Origin of the sequence: Lentilactobacillus parafarraginis DSM 18390 = JCM 14109, assembly GCF_001435895.1 — a bacterium.
In the GTDB taxonomy this organism is placed as follows: Bacteria; Bacillota; Bacilli; order Lactobacillales; family Lactobacillaceae; genus Lentilactobacillus; species Lentilactobacillus parafarraginis.
Genome location: NZ_AZFZ01000020.1, coordinates 18,953 through 43,931, shown reverse-complemented (window position 1 = coordinate 43,931; position 24,979 = coordinate 18,953). Strand labels below are relative to the sequence as shown.

Below are 24,979 nucleotides of genomic sequence, written 5' to 3'. Positions count from 1 at the left end.
GGATAAAACTTAGGAACTTTAGACATTACGTTCGCTTTGAAGGGGGACGATCCCATGAATCAGGACCAGTTAGACCTACTCAACTTCTTTTTAAATCGCACGTTTGATTCCAAAAGAGGCCAAGCGGAGATCCTATTGCTTCAGGTGTTTAGCACCCAGGAAAACCGCCCATTAACCCAACACCGAATTGATGACATTGAAAGTAAACTGCTGCCGCTCGTTAAGCCAGAATACTTTGCGGCAGTCAAAGAACGTTTGGATCATTTTCCAAATCGAAACGAACCGTTAACGATGGAATGAATGATCAAGAAAATGACGCTAAGATCACTCCCAAATGGAGGACCTTAGCGTCATTTTTTGGTTGGTTTAATTTTGATTTCGGTTCTGTGTTGTTCATTAAGGTCAAATTTCTTGTGTGCAGTCCGACCGTAAAGCATGCTCGCAGCCCGCGCAAAGCGCTGACAAGTTCCTTTAGGGGCGACGGCTCAGGTGCTAACGTTTAAGGGGTGCAATGGTAATGGTAAGAATCCAGAGCCAGGACTCTTGCCTGCCACCTAGCGGAAACATGCTTCGCAGCCCGCGCTGAAGGCGCTGGCAAGCCCCTTTAGGGGCGACGCAACTGCCGCTAACGTGTAAGAGCTAAGCAGCCAAAATCCAGAACCGGGATTTCCGCTGTTTCACCCTTAGACACCGCACCTACCGAGCCTCGTCGCACTCTTTTTTTAATGAATTCCCAACTCCAACTTCGCCTCTCTCGACATCTTATCTATTGACCATGCCGGTTCGAACACGACGTTGATATTGACATCTCTTACCTCGTCGAAGCCTTCCAATTCTTCGCGAATGGCTTCATCCAGGTAATCCGTCAACGGACAACCAGCAATCGTCAACGTCATCGTTAAGTTGCAGACGCCATCATCCGTCAGTTCCACACCATAAATCAATCCTAAATTCACAATATCAATACCGAGTTCGGGATCAATGACATTTTCCAGCACGTCCAGGGCCTTCTCTTTGAATGGCCGATTATCAATTTCACTCATCTGCGTTGCCTCCTTGTCGGTTGTTCAGCGGTTTAGCCGATTGAACCTTCCATTTCAAAACTAATCAGACGATTCAATTCAACCGCGTACTCCATTGGTAGTTCCTTGGTAAATGGCTCCACGAAACTCATGATGATCATTTCGGTCGCCTTCTCTTCTGAAATTCCCCGGGACATCAAATAATAGAGTTGTTCCTCGGAAATCTTAGAAACCTTGGCCTCATGTTCCATCGACACATTATCATTCAAAATTTCGTTGTACGGAATGGTATCACTGGTCGACTTGTCGTCCATGATGATCGTGTCACACTCGACATGGGCAAAGGAACCATCTGAATGGCGGCCAAACTTGACCTTCCCACGATAATCCACCGCGCCGCCATCCTTTGAAATCGACTTTGAAATAACCGATGACGAGGTGTTCGGCGCGTTATGAATCATCTGGGCACCCGTATCCGAATCGATATTCTTGCCGGCAACCGCAATCGACAGCATGGTTCCCCGAGCACCCTCACCATTTAAATAAACTGACGGGTACTTCATCGTAATCTTGGAACCCAAATTACCATCGACCCACTCCATAATGGCGTTGTCCAAAGCCTGAGCCCGCTTCGTTTCCAAACTATAAACGTTATTGGACCAGTTCTGAATGGTTGTGTAACGGCAGTAGGCATTCGGCAGCACATTCACTTCCACAACGGCCGCATGTAAGCTGTCGCCCTGATATGTAGGAGCGGTACAGCCTTCAACGTATTCCAAATGGGCGCCTTCGTCCACAATGATAAGTGTCCGTTCGAACTGGCCGGACTTTTCAGCGTTAATCCGGAAGTATGATTGAATCGGAGTCGTGACGGTCACGCCCTTTGGTACGTAAATAAAGGTCCCGCCAGACCAACAGGCCGAATTTAACGCGGCATATTTGTTATTTGTTGGCTTGACCAACTTGCCAAACCATTTTTTGAAGAGTTCCGGGTACTTCTTAAGCGCCGTATCCGTATCGGTAAAGATAATCCCGAGCTTATCAAACTGCTCTTCCATTTTGTGGTAAACCACTTCAGATTCATATTGAGCCGAAGACCCAGCCAAATATTTTCGTTCAGCCTGGGGAACGCCCAACCGGTCAAAGGTGGTCTTAATCTCTTGGGGCACATCGTCCCAATCCCGGTACTGCTTATCAGTTGCCCGTTGGAAAAACTTCATGTGCTTTAAATCCAACCCGGTTAAATCGGGGCCAAATCCGGGTTCAGCCATCTTTAAATACGTATGATAAGCCTTCAAACGATAGTCAAGCATCCACTGCGGCTCATCCTTGGCCTTGGAAATTTCCCGAACCGTATCCTCCGTCAAACCCAATCCAGTTGAATAAACCGGCTTCACGTCATCGTGAAAGCCAAATTCGTAATCTTTATCATCAAGCACTTCTGAAACGTCAGTCATGTGACCCACTCCCTTCTTGAACCTTATTGACGATTGTTATAATTATGATTTTTGTGTTTTATCTAAGACTTCATCCATTGCGTGCCAGGCTAACGCGGCGCATTTAATCCGGGTCGGAAATTCCGCGACGGAACCGACAATCGCGGCATCCCCCAGCAGTTCCTCGTCCTCATCGTCAATGTCGCCGCCACTGATCAGCTTTGAAAACGCTAAGATCAGCCGCCGGGCAGTCTTAACGTCCTTACCCATTAACACGGTGGTCATCAAACTGGCCGAAGCTTGGGAGATTGTGCAGCCGGATCCGGTAAAGCCAACGTCGGCAATTTTGCCGTCATCGACCTTCACCGAGACCTTAATCAAATCACCACAGGTGGGATTCTTCAGTTGCATTTCACCGGTTGGATCGGCAATCTGGCCCTTATGCCGCGGATAGTTCGCGTTATCAATAATGACCGTTTTATACAGTTCGTTCAGCTTTGCTAGTCCCATTTGCAAAAAACTCCTTTACTTCGTTCAATGCATCGAGTAAACGATCTGCCTCTTCCTTGGTATTGTAAAAATAAAAGCTTGCCCGACAGGTTGCTTCACAGCTCAGGTATTCCATCAACGGCTGCGCGCAGTGATGGCCGGCCCGAACCGCAATCCCGTCCATGTCCAGTCCGGTTGCCACATCGTGAGGGTGCAGCCCTTCCAAATTAAAGGAGAGAACCCCGGTGTGTTTGGCCGGATCATGCGGTCCATAAACGGTAATGCCGTCAATCTGCGTTAATTTTGGCAGCGTGTAATCGACTAATTCCTGCTCGTAGGCTGAAATATTATCCATTCCCAAGTTGTTCAAATAGTCGATTGCACTGCCCAGCGCAATTGCCCCCGAAATATTAGGGGTGCCGGCTTCAAATTTCCAAGGTGATTCCTTCCAGTCGGCGGCCTGTTCATGAACTTCGTTGATCATTTCGCCGCCAAACTGAGTGGGTTCCATCTCGTCCAAAATTTCTGGCTTACCGTAAAGAATCCCGATCCCCGTTGGTGCCAACATCTTATGGCCGGAAAACGCGTAAAAATCAACATCCAGGTCCTGAACGTCAACCTTCAAATGCGGCGTTGACTGGGCCCCGTCAGCAACCATATACGCATTATGCGCATGGGCCAATTGGGCCAACTCCTTGATGGGGTTGACAACCCCCATCACGTTAGACGCGTGGGCGATTGCGACGATCTTCGTCTTGTCGGTGATCTGCTTTCTGGCATCGTCCATGTCCAGCTCGCCATCAGCCGTTAAGCCAATGTACTTTAAAGTTGCGTGTTGGTTCTTCGCAACTTGCTGCCAGGGAACAACGTTACTATGATGTTCGAGTTCGGAAATGACGATTTCGTCACCCTCATTAACCATTGCGTTACCAAAACTCGACGCGATCCAGTTCAAGCTTTCAGTCGTCGACCGGGTGTAAACGATCGTCTTTCGGCTGGGGGCATTAATGAACGCTGCCACCTTGTCGCGGGCAGCTTCAAACTGTTCGGTTGCCCGTTCTGCCAAGGTATGAACGCCCCGGTGAACGTTAGCGTTATCGTGCTCATAGTAGTGCATGATCGTCTGTAAAACGCTAACCGGTTTCTGGGTTGTGGCGGCGTTGTCTAGATAAACCAACGGCTCGCCGTTAACCTCTTGATCAAGAATTGGAAAATCTGTTCGTGAATCATTCAGTCCCTTGCTCATGCGAAAGCTTCCTTTCCATCATGTCCACCATCTGTTCTCTGACATCGGCAACCGGAATATCCCGAAGGACAACCCCGAGAAAGCCCCGCACAACCAGCCGTTTGGCAACTGCTTTGGATAATCCCCGACTCATCAGATAGTACAATTGTTTTTTATTGACCTGGCCAACACTGGCAGCGTGGCCGGCAATCACATCGTTTTCATCAATTAACAAAATTGGGTTCGCATCACCGTGCGCCTTTGGTGACAGCATTAACACCCGATTTTCCTGTTGGGCTTTGGAACCGTGAGCGCCATGGATGATTTTACCAACCCCGTTAAAAATCAAGGTTGATTTGTCCAACAGAACGCCCCGTTGCAGGATGTTGCCTTCCGAGTGGCGCCCATAGTTGGTCACCTGGGTATCGAGCCCCTGAACCTGCTTACCGGTTGAAAGCGCCACGGTCTGCATTTCGGTGTGCGATCCGTCGCCGCGTAAGTCAGAATCAAAGTCCGCAACCGTTGAGCCGTCGTTCAGAACGCCCATCGTCCAATCGATGCGGGCACTGTTTTCCAGATACCCACGACGGTTATAGTAGGCGTACGTGTTCTCACCCAAGGTATCCAGCGCGGAAAATTTGACATAGCTATTATCCTCAGCAACAATTTCAACGGTGACATGCGCTGGATTAACCTGATCACCAATGGTCGTCAACCGCTGCAGGACTGAAAAATGACTGTCGGCACCGGCAACAATTAATGTATGGTTAACAAAGTTTTCTTTTCCGCGACTATCCTGAACCTGCATTAAATCAATGGGTTGGTCAATCTCGACGCCCTTTGGCACGTAGAGAAAGGCCCCGCCGTTCATTAAGGCGGCGTTTACCGCGGTGAGACGGTTTTCGCCGAATTTAACGGCCTTTTGAAACAGGTATTCAGACAACAATTCACTATGGTCCCGAATGGCCGTCTGCATATCAGTCAAAATAACGCCCTTATCGGTTAATTCAGCCGCAAGATCATTTTTTACCGTTCGCTTACCCACACTCACAAACTGATAGTGATCAGTGGGATCTAATAAATCAGTGGGATCATCCGTCACTGGCGTTTGCTTTTCAGCAAATTCAAACAGTGGCCAGGTGTGATAATCCACCTTATCAAATACGGGCAGGGTCAATTCATCGATTTTTTGCCAAGCAGCCTGGCGCATGTCAGTCAGCCAAGCAGGTTCATCAGCGAACTTTGCTTGCGATAGCAGGGTAGGATTTAACTTGCGAGTTTTTGTTGACAACATATTACTTGCCCCCTCCGACACTGACATCGTCATCGACCAAATCGACATCCAATCCAAGTTCATCTTTCAGCCCGGCATACCCTTCAGCTTCCAGCTTCTTAGCCAAGTCGGCATCACCGGTCTTCACAATTCGGCCGTCCATCATGACGTGGACAAAGTCGGGGTGAATGTAATTTAAAAGTCGTTGATAGTGGGTAATCATCAATGTCCCGAAGTCAGGACCTTCCATATGATTAACCCCTTTGGCAACCACTTGAAGGGCGTCAATATCAAGGCCGGAATCAATTTCATCGAGAATGGCAAACTTTGGCTTGATGGTCATCATTTGCAGGATTTCGTTACGTTTCTTTTCACCGCCGGAAAACCCTTCATTTAAGTATCGTTCTGTCATTTCGTCAGACATATTCAGGATTTCCAAATTTTCGTCTAACATTTTCAGAAATTTACGAATGGGCAGCGGCTTATCCTTTGGCCGGGTGGCGTTAACGGCCGTCCGCATAAACTCCATGTTCGTAATCCCCTTAATTTCAACGGGATACTGCATGGCAAGAAACAGGCCGGCCCGGGCCCGCTCGTCGACTTTCATCCCCAAAATGGATTTCCCATCTAAAGTAATGTCTCCCTTAGTGACGTGATAGTTGCTGTTTCCCATAATGGTTTCGGATAACGTTGACTTACCGGTTCCGTTAGGGCCCATGATTGCGTGGGTTTCACCGGTCTTCATCTCCAGGTTGACACCCTTCAAAATTTCTTTTCGTTCCTTTGGTTCTTCATCTTCAACTGCAACGTGCAGATCAGTTACCTTAAGAGTTGCCATATCGTGATACTCCCTTCTATCCCGCTAAATACGAGGATATCTCATGAGTTTGTTATGTACATTACATACATTTGGAATAATTATTTAAATGTGGCGGGTTCCCGGAGCACATTAAAATTTGATTAAATTATATACGCATTCCCCTACCCTTTGCAATACCCAACGCGATATTCATCGTGAATTTAATAATTTGTTTGTTTGGAATATTTACCAGCCATGTGATGGCGCGTGAAAGTGACGAATCGGCGTCAGAAATTTATCCATTTAAACTCGGTCTAAATGGCTTTTTATTACATCTATCAAAAAAACATTGTATTTTTACAATTATTAGAATATTATGAGAACTACACAATTTGATCTTACAATTCTAAGTAAATTTTACTAAGGTAGGTGGTTTCATGGATCGCTTAAAGGATGACGGCCATTTAATGTACTCACCCAAGTTTGAGCACGCAGCCTGTGGTATGGGCTTCATTACTCAGGTGGATGGCCATCCAAGTCACGAAATCGTTGAAAAAGCGCTCACCATGTTACAAAGAATGAATCATCGTGGTGGTACCGGGGCCGAACCCGATACTGGTGATGGGGCCGGAATTTTGATGGCCCTGCCAGACGCCTTTTTTAGGAAGCAAATGGCAGATTACGAACTGACATTGCCAGCGTCCGGTGACTACGCGGTTGCCCAACTTTTCCTACCACATGATGTGGAAGAAAAGGAATCAATGTTAAAGGCGGTTACTGATCAAATCGATGAGGCCGGATTCCCGGTTTTATGGACGAGAAACGTGCCGTTTGTTTATGAGAACTGTGGCCCAGCAGCTCAGCAGTCAATGCCCGGATTCGTCCAGGTTATCCTGCAGCGCCCAGTCGATATTAAGGCTGGTCAGGACTTTGAAGACCACTTATACATTTTGCGCCGACAGCTCGAAAAGACGTTTGACCGCGAATCAATGTATATCTGTTCCTTATCAAGTCGCACCATTGTTTATAAGGGCATGCTGCACGCTTATCAGGTGGGCCTCTTCTATCCGGATCTTCACGATCCTGAAATGAAGAGTGCCATCTGTTTGATTCACTCCCGTTTCTCAACCAACACATTTCCAAGTTGGGATCGGGCCCAGCCATTCCGGTTTCTCGCCCATAACGGTGAAATTAATACCTTAAAGGGTGCCGAAAACTGGATGACCAGTCACGGAATTGAAATCTATGATGAAGACGATTCCGATTCCGCTAAGCTGGAAAACTGCATGGAATACTTATACCGTCATGGCCGCTCGATTCCCCAATCATTAATGATGATGGTTCCGGAAGCTTGGGGTGACGGTGCCGAGATGTCAGATGAACAACGCGCATTCGATGAATACAATGCCACGTTCATGGCACCTTGGGATGGCCCTGCCGCCCTTTGTTTTACCGACGGCATCCAAGTTGGGGCGTTTCTTGACCGTAACGGGTTGAGACCTTCCCGATTTACCTTAACTAAGAACAACCAATTAGTAGTAGCATCGGAATCCGGCGTGGTCGATGTCGATCCAAGTGACATTGTCGATAAAGGAATCCTGGCTCCGGCTGAAATGATTCTGGTTGATACCAGTACCGGAAGAATTTCGAAGACTGATGAGTTGAAGCGTGAATTTGCCGAAGCTCATCCTTACCAGCAATGGCTCAATGCAAACCGTTTGACCCTTGATAAATTACCAGAAGTAAAACCTGAAGCCACCCTTTCAAAGGATGACCTCAAGAAACTGTGGCTTCGTAACGGCTACACCCACGAAGTCATTCAGACAGCGTTAATTCCAATGGCCAAAAACGGCAGCGAACCAATCGTCGCCATGGGATTTGACTCACCGTTGGCCGTTCTCAGTAAAAAGCCGCAATCGCTGTTTACCTATTTCAAGCAGTCCTTCGCCCAGGTGACCAACCCACCGATTGACCCACTTCGTGAAAAAGTGGTCATCGGCACGTTTGGCTTTCTTGGCCGCGACGGTGACTGTACGAAAGATTCGGCGGATAACTGTCATAAGTTAAAGATTAATAGTCCGATCTTAAATGACCAGGAATACGCTAAAATTCTCAGTCTTGATTTGCCATCCCTGAAGGTGGCCAAATTATCTCTGGCTTACGATTTAACCGACACGCCCGACCGTTTAGCTCACGTATTAAAGGATCTCTTCACCCAGGCTGAAAATGCCATCGACGACGGGGCAAGCATCTTGGTGTTAAGCGATCGGCCAGTTGCCGACAATCAAATGACCATTCCCGTTCTTTTGGCCGTTTCGGGCTTACACAATTATTTGGTTCGCCAAGGAAAGGGGACAATGGCTTCCATCGTGGTCGACACCGCCGAAGCGTGTGAAATTCACCACTTCGCCTGCCTCGTTGGCTATGGGGCTGCAGCCATTCACCCTTACGGCGCCTTCGCAGCGTTACGTGAACGGGGCCTGGAGAATCATTTGGAAGATTACTGTCACGCTTCGACCAAAGGAATCATCAAGATCATGAGCCGAATGGGAATTTCCACTACCGCCGGTTACCAAGGTGCCCAATTGTTTGAAGCCGTGGGCCTGGCCGACGACGTGGTTGCTGAATACTTTACCGGGACCCCAACCCGAATTGGCGGGATTAACCTCAACCAAATTGAGAATGAGTATTACCGGAAATATCAGCTCACCTTCAGCGCCCACTCAATCGATGATCTGCCTTCAGGCGGGAGTTTCCAGTATAAAGTTGACGGTGAAGAACACCTTTACAATCCAAAGAGCATTTACCAGTTCCAGAAGGCTGTTCGAACCGGTGATTACAAAGAATATCAAAAATACACTGCTGAAATGAACAAGGAAGCTCTGGATGACCCCGTGACGCTCCGTTCAATGTGGCAGATTGACGGTAACGGCAACAAGCCGGTGCCACTGAGCGAAGTGGAACCCGTCAGTTCAATCGTGAAACGGTTCAAGTCCGGGGCAATGAGTTTTGGGGCCCTTTCTGAAGAAGCCCACGAAACCATCGCGATCGCCATGAATAAGATTGGTGCCCGCAGTAACTCCGGTGAAGGCGGCGAAAACCGCAACCGATTCCACATTGGCGAAGATGGGCTGGACCGTAACAGCAAGATTAAGCAGGTCTCCACGGCGCGATTTGGCGTGAATACCGAATACTTAATGAGTGCCGATGAGCTGCAAATCAAGATGGCTCAAGGTGCCAAGCCTGGTGAAGGTGGGCAATTACCTGCCGGAAAGGCTTATCCATGGGTTGCCAGTATCCGAGGCTCCATTGCCGGCGTGCAGTTAATTTCACCGCCACCTCACCATGATATTTATTCAATTGAAGATTTAGCCCAACTGATTTATGACTTGAAGCAGGTTAACCCCTACGCCAAGATCAACGTCAAGCTGGTCTCCTCAACCGGGGTCGGCACCATTGCGGCCGGGGTTGTTAAAGCCGGCGCCAACACCGTTGTTATCTCCGGATACGATGGCGGCACTGGGGCAGCACCGCGAAACTCGACCCGTGACTGTGGTTTACCATGGGAAATGGGCTTGGCGGATGCGCACCAGACGTTGGCCTTAAACCGATTACGGCAACGAACCACTCTGGAAGTTGACGGGAAACTGTTAACCGGCCGCGACATTGCGATCGCCATTATGTTAGGCGCCGAAGAATTCAGTTTTGCGACCCTGACCATGGTCTCAATTGGCTGTGTCATGATGCGCAAGTGTAACTTGAACACCTGCCCAGTTGGAATCACCACTCAAAATCCTCAGTTACGACGACTCTACGCTGGCCGTCCAGAACACGTTATTAACATGATGCACTTCTTGGCTGAGGATCTTCGGGAACAGATGGCTGCTTTAGGCTACCGGACGGTTGACCAAATGGTTGGCCACGGTGAACATTTGAAGCCACGCTATGTGCCTTCTGGAAAATCCAAGACGTTAAACTACGATCGAATGATCAACAAGACCATCACGATCGAACGGAAAAAGGAAAATCCATTCAAGCCGAAATACAACTGGCCTGATCTGGATCGGTTTGCCGAAACCAGCTTAAAGAACAAGAATTCAACCGTTATTAACTTACCGATTAACAACGTTGACCGGGCGGTTGGTTCGCGATTAGGTGGCTGGATTGGGGCCCACTTTGGTAACTATGGCTTGAAGCCGGGGCAACTGCGCTTCAACTATCACGGTACCGCGGGTCAAAGTTTCGGGGCATTTATTACCCAGGGGCTTGAGATTAAGCTGGTCGGCGAGGCCAACGATTACGTGGGTAAAGGCTTATCCGGTGGTCGCTTGATCGTTGCCGCCCCTCACCAAGCCAAAGAAATTTACACCCACTCACCAATCGTTGGTAACGTGGCGTGCTTCGGCGCAACCGGCGGTGAAGCTTACTTTAACGGCCGGGCCGGCGAACGATTCTGTGTTCGAAATTCCGGTGCCAAGGTTGTCGTTGAAGGCGTTGGCAACAACGGTTGTGAATATATGACCGGCGGAGTTGCCGTCATCCTCGGTCGAACGGGACGAAACTTCGCCGCCGGAATGTCCGGTGGGGTGGCCTACGTCTACGACTGGACGCACGACTTCGAGAAGAACTGCAACAAGGATCTCGTTGACCTTTACCATTTGGACGAAGCCGGTGATGACAGCATTCTCAAGGACCTCCTAAAGAAGCACGTTCAATACACTGACTCTGAGACTGCCCGGAAGATTTTGGACAACTGGGAAGTTGAAAAGAAGACGTTCATCAAGGTATACCCTCGTGATTACCACAAGATGAAGAAACTGATCCGTGAATACTCCAAGCCTGGCATTCCGGAAGCCAAAGTGATTGAAAAAGCCTTTTACACGGCTACGAGTGAAGATTAGGAGGAATCAAACATGGCAGATCCAAGAGGCTTTTTAAAATACCCAAGAAAAGATAATCCGATGCGGCCAATCATGCAGCGGGTCAAGGACTTCAACGTCATGGAGCTGGACCTAAGCGATGCTGATCGCCGCCAACAGGCTGCCCGCTGTATGAATTGCGGGATTCCCTTCTGTCACCACGGGGTTTTCTATGGCGGCGGCCGGGCGGTCAGTGGCTGTCCCAACGATAACCTGATTCCAGAATGGAACGACTTGGTCTATCGAGATCAAGACCGCCGGGCATTTGAGCGGTTAAGTCGCACCAACTGCCTGCCGGACATGACCGGTCGGGTGTGCCCCGCTCCGTGTGAAGTTTCCTGTGTTCAGGCCTTAAACGGCCCGGGCATTACCATTCGAAATAACGAAAAATTCATTATCGAGCAAGCCTTCAAAAATGGCTGGGTCGTTGACTCAGGCAAGCCGCTGCACCGAACCGGCAAGAAAATTGCGATTGTTGGCAGCGGTCCTGCCGGGATTGCGGCCGCATGGCGTTTGAACCAGCTTGGTCATTCGGTCACCCTATTTGAACGTGACGATCGGTTTGGCGGTTTCTTAATGTATGGAATTCCAAATATGAAATTACCAAAGGAAATCGTCCAACGCCGGATTGACACCCTTCGCCAAATTGGTGTCAAACTGGTGCCCAATACCGAAGTCGGTAAAGACATTACGGCCGATGAGCTTAAGAAAGACTTTGACCGGGTAATTCTGTGTACCGGATCGCGCCAGTCCCGTGATCTTGACGTTCCGGGCCGCGAATTGAAGGGCATCTACCAAGCGCCAGAATTTCTTAAGATGGCCACAAAGAACATCCTGAAGAACGGCACCGAAGCTAACAGCCTGCTCAAGGGCAAACACGTCCTTGTCCTGGGTGGCGGTGATACCGGTAACGATTGTATCGGAACCGCGATTCGGGAAGGTTGTGCCGGCATTACCCAATTAGAAATCATGCCGCCGCTGCCAAAGGAACGAACCCCGCAAAATCAGTGGCCCGAATGGCCAATGGTTTTAAAGACTGGTTATGGTCAAAAGGAAGCCAAAGCCCTATTTGGTGACATTACCGAATACTCGGCTACCGCAACTTCGTTCTTTGGTAAAAACGGGCACGTCACTGAGGCTGAAATCAGTCAGGTTGACCACTTCAAGCCGATTGCCGGAACCGAAAAGAAGATCAAGGCCGACATTGTTGTGTTGGCCATGGGCTTCACCGGCGCCGAACAATGGCTGTTCGATCAATTTGGCATCACCAAGACGAATGCCAACTATACGACCAACGATAACCAGATTTACGTTGCCGGTGACTGCCGTCGCGGTCCCAGCCTCGTTATCTGGGGGATTCATGAAGGCCGGATGTGTGCGGAGAAGATTGATGCTTCACTGCAGACGTTGGCGGATGCGAAGGTTTAACGATTACCTTTTCACCAGATATTGAATTAAACTAACAGTCGTTAAAAACGAAGAGGTTGAGACAGACAGATTGCTCGTCTCAACCTCTTCGTTTTTATTCGAATTTTACAGTGTCAAAACGTGCGAGCCCAAGCAATTTAGAAGTTGCTTTGGCCCGCACGTTTTTTGTTATGATCAATGACTTGTAACCCTTCATGATCTGATTTGGTCGCGATTATCAGCTATTGATCGTCAGCATTCAATGCAGAATCAGTGTCCCCCGTTTGTTTAGAAGCCGTCAGTTGCTTATTTAAGGCTTCATACGAACCCAACTTTGGCCCGGTAAAGTGATAGCGGGCGTAGGCGAAGTAAGCAACCGCCAAAACAATTAAGACAACTCCGAAGATTTTGCCAGTTGCGTAGTGCAATACGATTGTTGACGTCAATTGAACATCGGTTGGTGAGAAAATCATCAGCAAAATCAAGAAGACAATCCAGCCACAGGCAACGACACTGACAGCAATGCTCCAAGTTCCCAAATTCCACGGGCCATCATCAGCACTCGTCCAAACATGGGTTAATCTTGCGCGCAATTTAAGCGCGATTGGAATCAAATAAGACCCGTACAACCCAATGACACTCATTGTTCCAATAACGGCGTAGACCCCATCCGAAGTTCCAAATAGAAATGCCAAAATTGAAATCAACCAGATAGCAACCATTGGCGTATGGAACTTCGAGGAGATTTTTTTCAAAACCTTGGAAAATGGTAATCCGCCATCACGGCTGAAGGCATAGATCATTCGCGAGGAAGATGTGACTGCCGAACAGCCACAGAACCACATTGCGATGGTAACCAGCCAAACAATTGCAGAGCCGAGGCGCGGCCCAATTGCCTGCTCAACGGCAACAATGAACCCATTATTACCAGCATTGGCAACCGCAACCGGATTTTTAATCGACATCGTCACTAATGCCAATAACAGAAACCCAAAGATTCCTGAAATTGCCACTGACAGGTACACTCCCCAAGGAGCCTGAACACGTGGGTTCAAGGTTTCTTCACTTGTATGTGCGGAGGCATCGTATCCCGTAAGCGTCCACTGAGCCTGCAGAAGTCCGACCAGAAAGGCGCCCCAATACGGCATCGATTTTGTGGTTGCCGTTGAAAAGGTATGAAATAGATAGGTTGTGCTGTGCGTCGGGCCGAAGAATACCAAGACACCAATAATTAGAAAAACCCCGATGACGTGATAGATAGCTGAAATCGAATTTAATTTGGCAACGATATTGATGCCAACGTGATTCAAAACGGCGTGACTCGCCAAGATAACGAAGTAAGTTGTCAGAAACAGTGGCTTGCTTGGATTGGTAAATAAAAGGTTAGCTGCAAAAATTGCACAGCCATAATCAATTCCAGCAACGATTGTCACCTGCCCGATCACGTTAAGCCAACCAGTAAACCATCCCCACCGGGGACCGCCAAGAATTGCGGCCCAGTGATAGATCGCCCCGGATGTCGGAATGGCGGAAGTTAATTCGGCCATCGCCGCGGCAACGAATAACACGAAAAAGGTGACGATTGGCCACCCAACCCCCATCATCGCGGGGCCACCATGGCTGAATCCATAACCGTAATACGAAACGGCGCCGGTTAAAATTGAAATAATTGAAAATGAAACCGCAAAATTTGAAAAACCACCCATGTCACGAACTAATTCCTGCTTATATCCGAATGATTTACTTGCCTGAAATAAATCGCCGGATTTCAGCTTCCACTGACGAACCGATGAGGTTGCTTTCACAGCAATTGCAGCCATCATGGTGACCGTTAGAACGATCATTAACGTTCCAAATAAAACCATGTGCCTCAGCCCTTTCAAAATTAAAACTTCCGTTTTCGAATTTATGTGTTATATTATATGACATAAGTTAGAATATTGAAAGCTGATTTTCATTTATTTTTAATTTTTACGCAGGAAGTTAATGATTATCAGCTTTTGAATGAACGATATATTGGCAGAACGGGATGGATCGTCTAGTCTTTGTTACTTTTTATTACATCAACTATTTTGAGCTAATCCACCCCACTTCAGTACCAGGGTGGTAGCACCAATGATTGGTCAACTACTTAAGGAGGGACACCCATGAATTTAAAAGTGAAATTATCTGGACACTATTATCAATTTAAGTCGGTGAAGGAAGTGTTGGCCAAGGCCAACGAGCAAAAATCAGGTGATCAATTAGCTGGCATTGGAGCCGCCAATGCTCAAGAACGCATTGCTGCCAAGGTCGTCCTATCACAACTCACCCTAAGTGACCTTTACAATCATCCGGCCGTTGATTATGACCAGGACGAAGTGACCAGAATCATTATTGATGATTTAGATACCCGCGTCTATTCACAAATTGCCGCTTGGACAGTCACCCAGCTTCGAGAGTGGCTGCTAGCCCCTGATACGACCAATGAAATGATTCACCAAATCTCCCGGGGCCTAACCTCAGAGATGATTGCGGCAGTTTGCAAGTTAATGACCAATCTGGATTTAATTACTGCGGCAGCAAAGATTATCAATGAGAAAACCGCCAACACCACAATTGGCCGGCCAGGAACGTTTTCCTCCCGCCTGCAGCCCAACCACCCAACTGACAACCTCAGCGGCATCATGGCTTCGACAATGGAAGGTCTCAGCATGGGAATCGGCGACGCGGTCATTGGTCTGAACCCAGTGAGCGACACCGTCAGCAGCGTGACGAACATTTTAAACGCATTTGATCGGTTCGTAACTCGCTGGCAGGTGCCCACTCAGACCTGTGTGTTGGCCCACGTGACCACCCAAATGGCCGCAATTGAGAAAGGCGCCCCATCCGGATTAATCTTTCAGTCAATTGCGGGGTCGCAGAAGGCAAACACCGCTTTCGGGATTGACGCTCACCTCATCGATTCTGCTAACAAGCTTGGCCAGCAAGCCCTCAAAAATAGTGGTCCCAACGTTATGTACTTCGAAACGGGCCAGGGATCGGAATTATCAGCAAACGCCAATTTTGATGCCGACCAAGTCACCATGGAAGCGCGCTGTTACGGATTTGCCCGCCATTACGACCCCTTCATCGTCAACACGGTCGTGGGTTTCATTGGCCCGGAATATCTTTACGACGCCAAGCAGGTGACCCGTGCGGGCTTGGAAGATCACTTCATGGGGAAACTCAGTGGCTTGGCAATGGGCTGTGACGTTTGTTACACCAACCACATGCAGGCAGATCAAAACGACATCGAGAACTTGGCCCTCCTGCTTGCCAACGCCGGCTGCACTTACATCATGGGGGTGCCCCAGGCTGACGACGTCATGCTGAACTACCAGTCAACCGGTTATCAAGAAACGGCTGCCATTCGCCAGCTGCTGAATAAACGGCCAATTGCGGAATTTGACCAATGGTTGGAAAAGATGGGCATTAGCATGAATGGCCGGTTAACCGATAGAGCCGGCGATGCCACATTGTTTTTAGAAAGGGAGCTAATCAAATGATTATCACAAATAAACATTTAACTGAATTAGTGCCACCGATGATCCATAAATTACCGGTTGATCAAACCGGGGCCATTATCGACATTACTGCGGAAAATCTTCAGGATAAGCTTTTAGTAACGAACCCCCGCAACCGATCCGCGTATTTTGGCCTTAAACAAACAACCCCTGCCCGCCTTGGGATGGGCAGAGTTGGGACGCGTTACCGAACCGCTTCGGTCCTTAGACTTCGGGCGGACCATGCTGCGGCCCAAGATTCCGTTTGGCAGGAAGTTCCAGAAACCTTTGTCAGGTCGATGAATATGCTGCCATTGCAATCCAGCTGTCGTGATGAATCTGACTACCTCACCCGCCCGGATCACGGCCGAAAATTAACTCCGGCTGCAGTGGCGACTGTGAAAAGCCAGCTGCCAACCCACCCGACCGTGTTGATTGCCGTTGGTGACGGATTAAGTTCGCGGGCGATCACCGCAAACGTTGCCCAAGTCATTCCGGCAATCAAACGGGGTCTCGCTCACGAAGCCATTAGCGTGGGCAAAATTCCCTTCATTAAATATTGTCGAGTGGGAATTGAAGATCAGTTAGGCGACCTCACCCATGCCGACGTGGTATGTCTCCTGATTGGTGAACGGCCGGGCTTGGTAACGCCAAAGTCAATGAGCGCCTACGTGGCTTATCGCCCAACGGTTGGCATGCCAGAAGCGCGGAGAACCGTTATTTCAAACATACATCCCGGCGGTATCCACGCCAATGACGCGGGCGCAGACATTGCAACCCTCATTGTTGAAATGCTAACCCACCAAGCTTCGGGATTAGCCCTCAAACAACAGTTGGTCGTTAAATAACGCATTTATCACGAATCTTCTTCAATAACTCAGCTTCCAAATCAATGAAAGTAAGTGACGAATAATGGACATCACCCCATCAAAAATAACATTCAAAGGAAATTATATCGACAGCCACTGGCAGCCTGCCAGCTCGGGTAAGCGCCGGCAAGTTTATAATCCAGCAACTCACGCCCTCATTGGTGAAGTTGCCGATAGCGACGTTAATGACGCGATCAATACCATTCAAGCGGCTAAGCGCTCGTTTTACCAAACTCGAAAATGGCGGGATACCAACGCCCAGTCCCGCGCTGACACGCTCTTGGCAATCGCCCATAAGATGGGCCAGGAACGGTCTCAATTTGCTTATCTGGATACCATCGATAACGGCAAGCCATTAAGGGAGGCTGAAGGGGATGTGGATGACGCAATCCACTGTTTTGAATATTACGCCGGGCTCTTAAAGGCACCGTGGGGCGGCTATAAGATGAGCGGGATTGGTCGAGAGTTAGGTATTTACGGTCTCAGAGAATATCAGGAAGTTAAACAAATCAATACGAATCTGAATCCCGGCCCAGTCGGCTGGTATCAGCATTGACATGAATAAAAAGATGACAATTATTTCATCATAAAACGGCTTCCTTGAGTTGGGAAAATCCAATTCAAGGAAGCCGTTTTGTGATGATTATCCGAATATTTTGAGTCACAAACTCTGTTATAAATCAGCTCACTCATCTCTGAGACCAAAATTAATGGTCCCCGCCAAACTGGCCAGGTACAGGCCCAATTGGGTGTGACCGCCTCCCTCACCGGGAAATCTGGATGGAACTGACCTTGGCACCAGCATTGGGTTCATGATCACCGCCGTCGAGCCGGCGTTTTGAGCTAATGAAACCGACTGATCTAAACGGCGCTGCAAGGCTGCTAACGAGGCAATCTCATCACCCTTTTGCGGCTGGCTGGTCGACTGCTTTGATCGCGGATGATGCTTTGTCGCCGCAGCCGGTGACTTCTCGCTGGTTGCGGCCTGTTCAACGGCGGCCGCCGTTGTCGGCATCCAGGTAATTGGCTGGGTGCCGACTACAACTGGCCGCGACGTTACTGGGGCTTCCGATTTAGAAGCGTGCTGGGTCAAAACGGTCACCAGATCCTGGGTTGGGGTCTTTGGCTGCGGGCTCATCCCAGGATTGGCGGGCAGTTCCGTTCCCTTTGGCTGATGAACGACCGTTACCGGTGCCGGTTGAGACTCTGGCACCTCATCACTTGGGATTGGCGTGACCACCGGAGCCGGGGTAACGTCAGTTGGTTGGGTAGTCGGTGATGTGGTAACCGTTGGCGTCGTGACCGTTGGCGTGCTGGCAGGCGGCGTGGGCTGCGACTGCGGCTCACTATCACTAGGTGTCAGTGCCACAGCGTTTTTAACGTACGAATAAGTAATAACGAGGTCCCCGTCAGCATTCAGAATATCGTAGTTGAAGTGATCATCCCAGACGCCGCTGGCATCGGTTGGTAGGACCGTCGTCACAGCCGTGTACCCGTCAATTGTTGGCGGGGTCGTTGTCCAGCTGCCCCCATATGCCAGGTCATTTCCCTGATCATCCTTTAGCTGGGTGGTCTGCAGGACCTGGCCCGCCTGATCGACAGCGGCGACCTTGACGGGAATTACCAACGTCTTACCCGCGTTGACACTAGTGCCGGTTGCCGTTAACAAATTAAAGGCCAAATCGACCCCGGCGGCATCCAAATTAGTTAATAGATAACGGCATTCGTCGGCCGCAAACTGATCCAGAAATTGGTTCAAATGGCTGTACAGCGTTTGTTCGTCAGCGGTTTCTTTGCTCGTAAGCTGCGTCTGAATTCGCCCGCCACCGCTCGTTGTTGCCCCGGCTTGATAGTCGGTTTGATATTGTTGATCATAGGTGCTCACGTAACTTTTAACCAGCTGTTCATATTCTGTCAGCTGGGTGCCCGTCAACGCTTGCGGCTTGTTCACAGCGGTTGAATTATCAATCGTGTTTGGCTGAACTTGCTTCTGATTATCACTCGTCGTTGATGTTGGTGACGCGGCCGTTTCTGAAGTGGCAGTTGATTGTCCTGGCGTTTCAGAATTGGTCGAACTGGTTGCCGGCGTTTGTTTGGCCGCCGTACCAATCGCAGAATCAGTGGTCTTTTTACCCGCAATTGATTGTCCCGCTGCAGCGTTGTTCCGTGCCGGCTGATCGGCTGCGGATTGATCAGTAACCGTCTGCCCAGTTGCCTGTCCTGCTGGCTTCGATGATTGACTAGTCTGATCCGTCGCGGTCCCAGAATTACTGGTCGGCCGCTGATCAACGGTTGCCGTTGGCGTCGCTTCTGGTGCGACCTTTGGCGTGATCGTCCCAGTAGTTGTCCCAGCGCCTGGATTGGCACTTTGCTTGGTTGAATTTGAATCAGCCGTCGTTGATGCAACGGCCGTCTGCTGGCTCGTCTGAGTTGCTTGTGACCCTGCGGATTCATCCGCTGCTGAAACCGTCACGGGGGCCGTCGACAGAACGCCAAAAAAGAGCGGGACAATGCCCAGCCCAATGACCTTATAATAAAGCGGTGCCTTCAACTCATTCATCACGGTCTCACCCCCTTTGTTGACCTCTGAATTTCGTTCACTAACTGTTGAACCTTCATGTGCTTTAACTTGATGATGTTATCCCCTAAAGCGGCCCAGTCATCCGGTGACGGTGGATTGCGCCAAATGGTTTGGGATTTCTTAACGGCAGTGGAATAAAAGTCTGATAGATAAATATCCGTTGTGTGGGATAAATTCGATTCGATAACAATGTTGGCGTTCGCGAATCCTTCCAGCGTTTCAGTAATGTAAGTATTATAAATTTTCCCCTGCGAAAAGTCGACGCAAATGTGAACCTTATCCAGCAGCAGGCTTTTAGGAACCGAGTTAATCAGCGCAAACATATAGTCAAAGTAGAGGTTGGCCGACTCCCGCGGATTCAGCTTCAGCATCCCTTCATGCTTAATGTCCTCAATAAACTGATTAATCACCGCGTGAAAGAGCGGGTAGGTTTCCTTGAAGAAATCAATCTGGTTGAGGGAAATGAAAGTTGTCGGTTCGATATAAAACGTCGTGAAGCGCAAGTTAATTTGAATCAGCGCTAGAAACAACGCTTGCGATTCAAACGCATCCGGATCGATTAAAAGCGTGGGAGTTGTCACCCGCTCAATCAGCTTGGTTGTCAGCTGATAAGCCAAGGGCACGTCGGCCTTATGCAGCACGTTTTGAATGCCGCCAATGTACTCCTGGGTTAACAGGAAGGTGTACAGATAGTTCAGTTCTTCCTTTCCCAAGGATAATTTAAAGGTGTCCCGAATGTATTTGCCAATGCTTGTCAGGCGCTCGGAAATATCGGCAGCCACGTTATCCGTCGAAATGATGTGGGTGCCAATATAGTGCCCGTTTTCCATTCTTAAAAGCCAGATTTTCAGAAAGATTTCCAGCTTACTTTTTTGAACCGGCTTGTTGGTAATCGCAAACTGTTCCTGAATCCGGACAATCAAATTGTTGGTCTGAATGTTCATGTTTTGAAAGGGGCTGCCAATTCCGTTAAAGGCCGTGTAGAAGAACTCAAATAAGTTGAGCCGCAAAATGTATTCGTCATCCGACGTGATGTTCGGTGATTGATAAAAGTCGGAATTTTTCAAAATATCGCGTAACGCAATTTCCGACGCGTAAAACTTGGTCTTACTGATGTAGTTGCTCTTCATAAAGACGGCTTTAGGGATCTTCTTGGACTGAAAAAAATTATATTTGAAGACGGCAAAAAGGACCGACCGTTGAAGGTACAGCAATCGAATCTCATTCACAACCGTGGTTGTAATATTTTGCCCCCGCAGAACATTCTTCTCAGTTTCGGTAATTTTGGGACTTTTGACATATTGAATATGCATTAAATCATTATTTAACGACGCCAGAATGGTCGTTAATTTATATTCCGAAACCGGAAATTGATCGAGAATTGATGACACTGTGATCATTGAATTCCGCTTGATGGCAAATTTTTGTAGTATTTGGAACGCCAGTTGGTCGTTCTTTTCAAAAAATTGCGTATAGTCCATAGTTGTCACCAGTCACTTTTTCATTTTAATCTAATTCGCTCACTGAACGGCTGCCTCATCTGAATTGACGGCCAGCAGTGCGGCGTGCTGCAGCCAGCTGCGAACTTTATTAACCAATAATTCAATGTTATTGCTAACGCTGAGCCATGGCAACCAGTAATATTGATCTTTTGCCGGCTGGGTTGGTTCCACCGTGATCGTGAAGGTGGGCAAAGTATCATCGGCCGCCTCCCGCACCCGCTGCAGGTGCCAATTGATGGCTTCAAAGCGGGTGCGCAACTGTTGCTGAATCGTGCCGACCGTATAGTCGTCCAAACTGTCCGGATAGCTCAATTCGACGTGCGTTTGCGGTAAGAACGGCTTGAGTGCCGGGCTTAACGTCTTCACGATCAGGTCCACAAACCGGGAAAGTTCTGGAATGTCGGGCGCCAGTGTCATGACCGCATCCCGCAAGTGTGGGACTTCCACGCCATCATCGGCTTGATCCAGGCGGATAGCCGGCTGGTTTAACAGAATCGCAAACTGAATGGTTTCCATTAAATACTCGTCAAGCTGTTCAAAGTACAGCGGCGATTGAAAGACCTTTAGCCGGGCAATCACGGTTTTGACCACCAGCTGAATCAAATAAGGCAGCACTTTGCGCTCCCGCGGCTGAACCAAACTGGTCTGGTTGGTATCCACAAAGTAGGGGCTGTAAATCACCATGTACTGGAGCCAATAAATTTCGGTTAGGTCAAACTGAATGTTCTTGGTCTTTGCTGGCAAGCTGGAAAATTGCACCAGGCTTTTTGATTGGTGCCCGGCTGCCAATCTGGGAACGTGGGCCAAAAACTTCAACTTGGCCAAGCGAATTGCCGTAATCTGTAAAAACCGTTCCATGGAGTGGGTCTTCACCACGCCATCAGGAATGGATTGGGTCAGCGACTTCAGATAGGCCTTTTGCTCGGCAGTCAAATCAAAGGTCGTCCCGCCAAGTTCACTCAATTGCCAGCCAAACAGGCGAATCACCCGCTCGTCACCGGTAATGACGTTGGTTTGAGGATCATAGGTCAGCTGATACTTTTTGAGCCAGGCCACCAGCGGTTTCAGCCGTGACTGAATCGTCACTTCCCCCACCGACAAGAGCGGCTTGGGTTCCTCCTTAACGGCGGCCATTAAGCATTGATAGCCGACGGAATTTCGAATCAGCGACTGAGCAAGCTGATGATAGATCCAGTCACACTGCTCAACCAGGGCCGGTTTGGAAATTTGCTTGCCGGTCATTAACCGATAATTCTTTAGCAGCCGGCGATAAACCTGCTGGGTCGACACGTACCTGCTGGGTCGACACGTACGGCCACTGCAAAATTTTGGCGATCTCGGTGAACTCAATTCGCCGCTGGGTTCGAATCACATTGAGGAGTTGCAGCTGACGACTTTCCGGACTGGTTAACAGCAGTTCAATAAACATGGCAACACACCTTCTTTATGCTTAAAAATCAATTCCAATCATGTCAGCGTCCTGACGAACGTTGACGAACCTTCTATGTATAAGCAAATGGGTTTCCCCATTTGCTCAATTGCGAGCCTTCTTAAAATCGGCCCACTAAGTGTCATCAATCAAGCTTTTAATCCTTAGTCCTGTTCGCGCTTCTTTCGTCGCAATGCTGCCAGACCCAAGGTGCTCAACATCCCAATGACTCCGAGAATAACGGTGCCCTTATTCTCAGCCTCACCAGTTTGTGGCAAACGGCTTGATGGATATTGAATCCCGTTGTTGGCGTTGGTCTGTCCGGCAGCTGCCTGAGTGGTGCCAGCCGTGCCGGCAGATTGACCGCCGCCATTGCCGTTGGTTGCCTGGCTGGTCATCTGACCGCCATTTGACGAACCGCCAGCAACCGCTCCGCCACCGTTATAGCCGTTATAGCCGGTGTTGGAAGCCGTTGGCGTACCGTTACCGCGGTTGGTGAGGGCCGTTGGCACAATGCCGCTGGTCTTACCTTTGGTTGGCGTCAACTTGGTGACTTTATCGCCACCAGTTGTTGTCTTACCTGAGGTACCACCGTTGTTATTGCTGCTTGGCGTGGTATTCCCGCCGGCGTTGCCACCATTTGGCGTGGTGCCGCCATTGTTATTGCTGGAGCCACCGCCATTGCTGCTGGAACCGCCGCCGTTATTATTCGAATTACCACCGTTGCTGTTTGAACCGCCACCATTATTATTCGAACCGCCGCCATTATTAGAGCCGGTGTTCTTGTAAGTGATGTAGGTGTTCAAATCAGGTTGAGCAGTTGGGGCTGCTGGTGGCAAATAACCTTTCGACAGGTCATTTGGATCAACCGGCGTTAAATTATTCCCCTTACTGTCAACTGGCGTGTAGCCCGGAATATAAGGGACTACCCCGTAGTTCGGCGTCGTAATTTCCCGCGGATTGGTTGGATCGTTTGGATAAACGACGTTGGTAATGTTGCCCTTGCCTGCGGGTGGCGTGATGACGTACTTGCCGATTGCCCGGTAAATGTAGGTCACGCTATTACCGCCCTTGACGATGGTACCGCTGGCGTTGCTTGGCGTATTAATCAGATAATAGCCGCTGATCACCTTGGCACTGGTCGAGTAACTGGCACCGTCTTTATAGGACTGAACCAGCGAGCCGGCAACCTTATTCCCAGACTCGTCAACGTAGTTAACGGTCAGGTTGTCATTCGTTGTGGCTGGCGTATCCGGAACGTACTTAATTGGCGTGTCGTCGCTTGGATTATCCGGCACTGCTGGTGGCAAATAACCCTTGGAGTGGTCGTTAGGATCCACTGGTGTCAACGGATTACCGTGATCATCAGTTGGGTGATAGCCCGGAACGTTTGGAATGACACCGTCAGTTGGCGTATCGGCCTTCTTAGGATCATTCGGATCGTTTGGATAAATGATATCGGTTGGCTTACCGCCATCCGGTGGCGTCACGATATAACTACCGTTCTTGGCATAAATGTAGTTAACCACTTCGCCGCCCTTGACCATCTTACCGCTGGCGTTAACCGGCGTGTTGGTCAAGTGATAACCATCAACGACCTTTGGCGTCGTGCTGTAGGCATCCCCAACGCTGTAATCCTTCGAATCCGTTGTTGACCCGGCAATCTGGTTACCCGCTTGATCGAGATAGTTGACCGTTACGTGATAGGTATCGGCCGTCCCATCCTTGTGGTAGTAGATTGGCGTGTCCTGACTTGGATTACTTGGAACCGTTGGTGGCAGGTAGCCCTTGCTTGGATCGTTTGGATCAACCGGCTTCAGATCGTTACCATTACCGTCAACTGGGGTGTAGCCTGGCTTATTAGGCACAATCCCACTTGTCGGCGTGTCGACTTTGGTTGGGTCCTTTGGATCATTTGGATAAACGATGTTGGTCGTCTTCCCGCCATCCGGTGGCGTGATGATGTAGCTACCAATCTTGTTGTAAACGTAATTGATCGTCACATCACCCTTGGCAACCGTGCCGCTGGCGTTACTTGGCGTTGCCGTCAGGTAGTAGCCGTCAATGACTTTGGCAGTCGACGTGTACTTGTCGCCATCCTTAGCATTCTTGGCAACCACTGCCGGATCGGCAATCTGCTTGCCGTTCTGGTCAACGTAATTGGCAGTAACCGTATACGTATCAGTCGATGGCGTATTGTTCTTCTTGTAAGAAATTGGCGTATCCTGACTTGGATCATTTGGCACAGTTGGTGGCAAGTAACCCTTGGTTGGGTCGTCTGGATCAACCGGCTTCAATGGATTGCCATCTGGATCAACCGGGGTGTAGCCTGGCTGGTTAGGGACAATCCCTGAAGTTGGCGTGTCGGCCTTGCTTGGGTCAGTCGGATCATTTGGATAAATGACGTTGGTAGCCTTCCCGCCATCTGGTGGCGTAATGATGTAGTCACCGTTCTTGGCGTAAATGTAGTTCACCGTCACTCCGCTGTCGTCAATCGTCCCACT

At 49.2% G+C, this 24,979-nt stretch carries 18 protein-coding genes; 6 read left to right on the top strand and 12 right to left on the bottom strand.

Translation table 11 applies throughout. The features are described from left to right. Nucleotides 1–54 precede the first annotated feature (54 nt). Entirely contained in the window at nt 55–300 is a 246-nt protein-coding gene (locus FD47_RS06475) for a hypothetical protein (RefSeq protein ID WP_008211578.1), read from the top strand. Between the two features lie 422 nt (nt 301–722). On the opposite strand, the gene FD47_RS06470 is transcribed toward FD47_RS06475, so the two are convergent. Genes FD47_RS06470 through sufC form a run of 6 tightly spaced genes read right to left on the bottom strand, consistent with a single transcriptional unit; the run spans nt 723 to nt 6,283 of the window. After that, a complete protein-coding gene (locus tag FD47_RS06470) occupies nt 723–1,043 on the bottom strand; it encodes a metal-sulfur cluster assembly factor (protein WP_008211580.1) in 321 nt (106 codons plus the stop codon). 32 nt (nt 1,044–1,075) lie between these two features. Beyond that, nucleotides 1,076–2,479 (bottom strand): Fe-S cluster assembly protein SufB, encoded by a 1,404-nt coding sequence (sufB, locus tag FD47_RS06465; protein ID WP_008211582.1) that lies wholly within the window; start codon nt 2,477–2,479, stop codon nt 1,076–1,078. 42 nt (nt 2,480–2,521) lie between these two features. Then, on the bottom strand, nt 2,522–2,968 hold the full coding sequence (gene sufU / locus FD47_RS06460; RefSeq protein ID WP_008211583.1) for a Fe-S cluster assembly sulfur transfer protein SufU: 447 nt from the start codon (nt 2,966–2,968) through the stop codon (nt 2,522–2,524). After that, the gene (locus tag FD47_RS06455; RefSeq protein WP_054734037.1) at nt 2,937–4,193 is read right to left on the bottom strand and encodes an aminotransferase class V-fold PLP-dependent enzyme; all 1,257 of its coding nucleotides are present in this window, start codon (nt 4,191–4,193) and stop codon (nt 2,937–2,939) included. Before FD47_RS06455 ends, sufU begins: the two co-directional genes overlap by 32 nt. Next, nucleotides 4,174–5,466 (bottom strand): Fe-S cluster assembly protein SufD, encoded by a 1,293-nt coding sequence (sufD, locus tag FD47_RS06450; protein ID WP_054734034.1) that lies wholly within the window; start codon nt 5,464–5,466, stop codon nt 4,174–4,176. The genes FD47_RS06455 and sufD overlap by 20 nt, the downstream gene beginning before the upstream one ends. Before the next feature lies 1 nt (nt 5,467). Beyond that, a complete protein-coding gene (gene sufC, locus FD47_RS06445) occupies nt 5,468–6,283 on the bottom strand; it encodes a Fe-S cluster assembly ATPase SufC (protein WP_056980277.1) in 816 nt (271 codons plus the stop codon). Nucleotides 6,284–6,681: 398 nt separating this feature from the next. Between sufC and gltB the strand changes: the two genes are divergently transcribed. Both gltB and FD47_RS06435 read left to right on the top strand, forming a co-directional pair. Then, the gene (gene gltB / locus FD47_RS06440; RefSeq protein WP_056980275.1) at nt 6,682–11,145 is read left to right on the top strand and encodes a glutamate synthase large subunit; all 4,464 of its coding nucleotides are present in this window, start codon (nt 6,682–6,684) and stop codon (nt 11,143–11,145) included. A 12-nt stretch (nt 11,146–11,157) separates the two neighbouring features. Beyond that, complete coding sequence (locus tag FD47_RS06435; protein WP_008211594.1) at nt 11,158–12,591, top strand: glutamate synthase subunit beta; 1,434 nt, start codon at nt 11,158–11,160, stop codon at nt 12,589–12,591. 221 nt (nt 12,592–12,812) lie between these two features. Here the strand turns inward: FD47_RS06435 and FD47_RS06430 are convergent, their stop codons facing one another. Beyond that, on the bottom strand, nt 12,813–14,435 hold the full coding sequence (locus tag FD47_RS06430) for an amino acid permease (RefSeq protein ID WP_056980273.1): 1,623 nt from the start codon (nt 14,433–14,435) through the stop codon (nt 12,813–12,815). 282 nt (nt 14,436–14,717) lie between these two features. Between FD47_RS06430 and FD47_RS06425 the strand changes: the two genes are divergently transcribed. From FD47_RS06425 to FD47_RS06415, 3 genes are all read left to right on the top strand, one after another. Next, nucleotides 14,718–16,097, top strand: a complete 1,380-nt coding sequence (locus FD47_RS06425; protein WP_054734032.1) for an ethanolamine ammonia-lyase subunit EutB — start codon at nt 14,718–14,720, stop codon at nt 16,095–16,097. Next, complete coding sequence (gene eutC, locus FD47_RS06420; RefSeq protein ID WP_054734029.1) at nt 16,094–16,942, top strand: ethanolamine ammonia-lyase subunit EutC; 849 nt, start codon at nt 16,094–16,096, stop codon at nt 16,940–16,942. The genes FD47_RS06425 and eutC overlap by 4 nt, the downstream gene beginning before the upstream one ends. A gap of 64 nt (nt 16,943–17,006) precedes the next feature. Further along, nucleotides 17,007–17,519 carry an aldehyde dehydrogenase family protein gene (locus tag FD47_RS06415; protein ID WP_054734025.1) on the top strand — a complete coding sequence of 171 codons (513 nt, stop codon included), beginning with the start codon at nt 17,007–17,009 and terminating at the stop codon, nt 17,517–17,519. 129 nt (nt 17,520–17,648) lie between these two features. Here the strand turns inward: FD47_RS06415 and FD47_RS06410 are convergent, their stop codons facing one another. From FD47_RS06410 to FD47_RS06390, 5 genes are all read right to left on the bottom strand, one after another. Continuing rightward, the gene (locus FD47_RS06410) at nt 17,649–19,523 is read right to left on the bottom strand and encodes a MucBP domain-containing protein (RefSeq protein WP_054734021.1); all 1,875 of its coding nucleotides are present in this window, start codon (nt 19,521–19,523) and stop codon (nt 17,649–17,651) included. Beyond that, nucleotides 19,523–21,025 carry a hypothetical protein gene (locus FD47_RS06405; protein WP_054734020.1) on the bottom strand — a complete coding sequence of 501 codons (1,503 nt, stop codon included), beginning with the start codon at nt 21,023–21,025 and terminating at the stop codon, nt 19,523–19,525. Before FD47_RS06405 ends, FD47_RS06410 begins: the two co-directional genes overlap by 1 nt. A gap of 39 nt (nt 21,026–21,064) precedes the next feature. Further along, nucleotides 21,065–22,288, bottom strand: a complete 1,224-nt coding sequence (locus tag FD47_RS06400) for a hypothetical protein (RefSeq protein WP_054734014.1) — start codon at nt 22,286–22,288, stop codon at nt 21,065–21,067. Beyond that, nucleotides 22,251–22,475 (bottom strand): hypothetical protein, encoded by a 225-nt coding sequence (locus FD47_RS06395; protein ID WP_054734011.1) that lies wholly within the window; start codon nt 22,473–22,475, stop codon nt 22,251–22,253. The genes FD47_RS06400 and FD47_RS06395 overlap by 38 nt, the downstream gene beginning before the upstream one ends. A gap of 164 nt (nt 22,476–22,639) precedes the next feature. Then, entirely contained in the window at nt 22,640–24,949 is a 2,310-nt protein-coding gene (locus FD47_RS06390; RefSeq protein WP_056980270.1) for a MucBP domain-containing protein, read from the bottom strand. Nucleotides 24,950–24,979 lie beyond the last annotated feature (30 nt).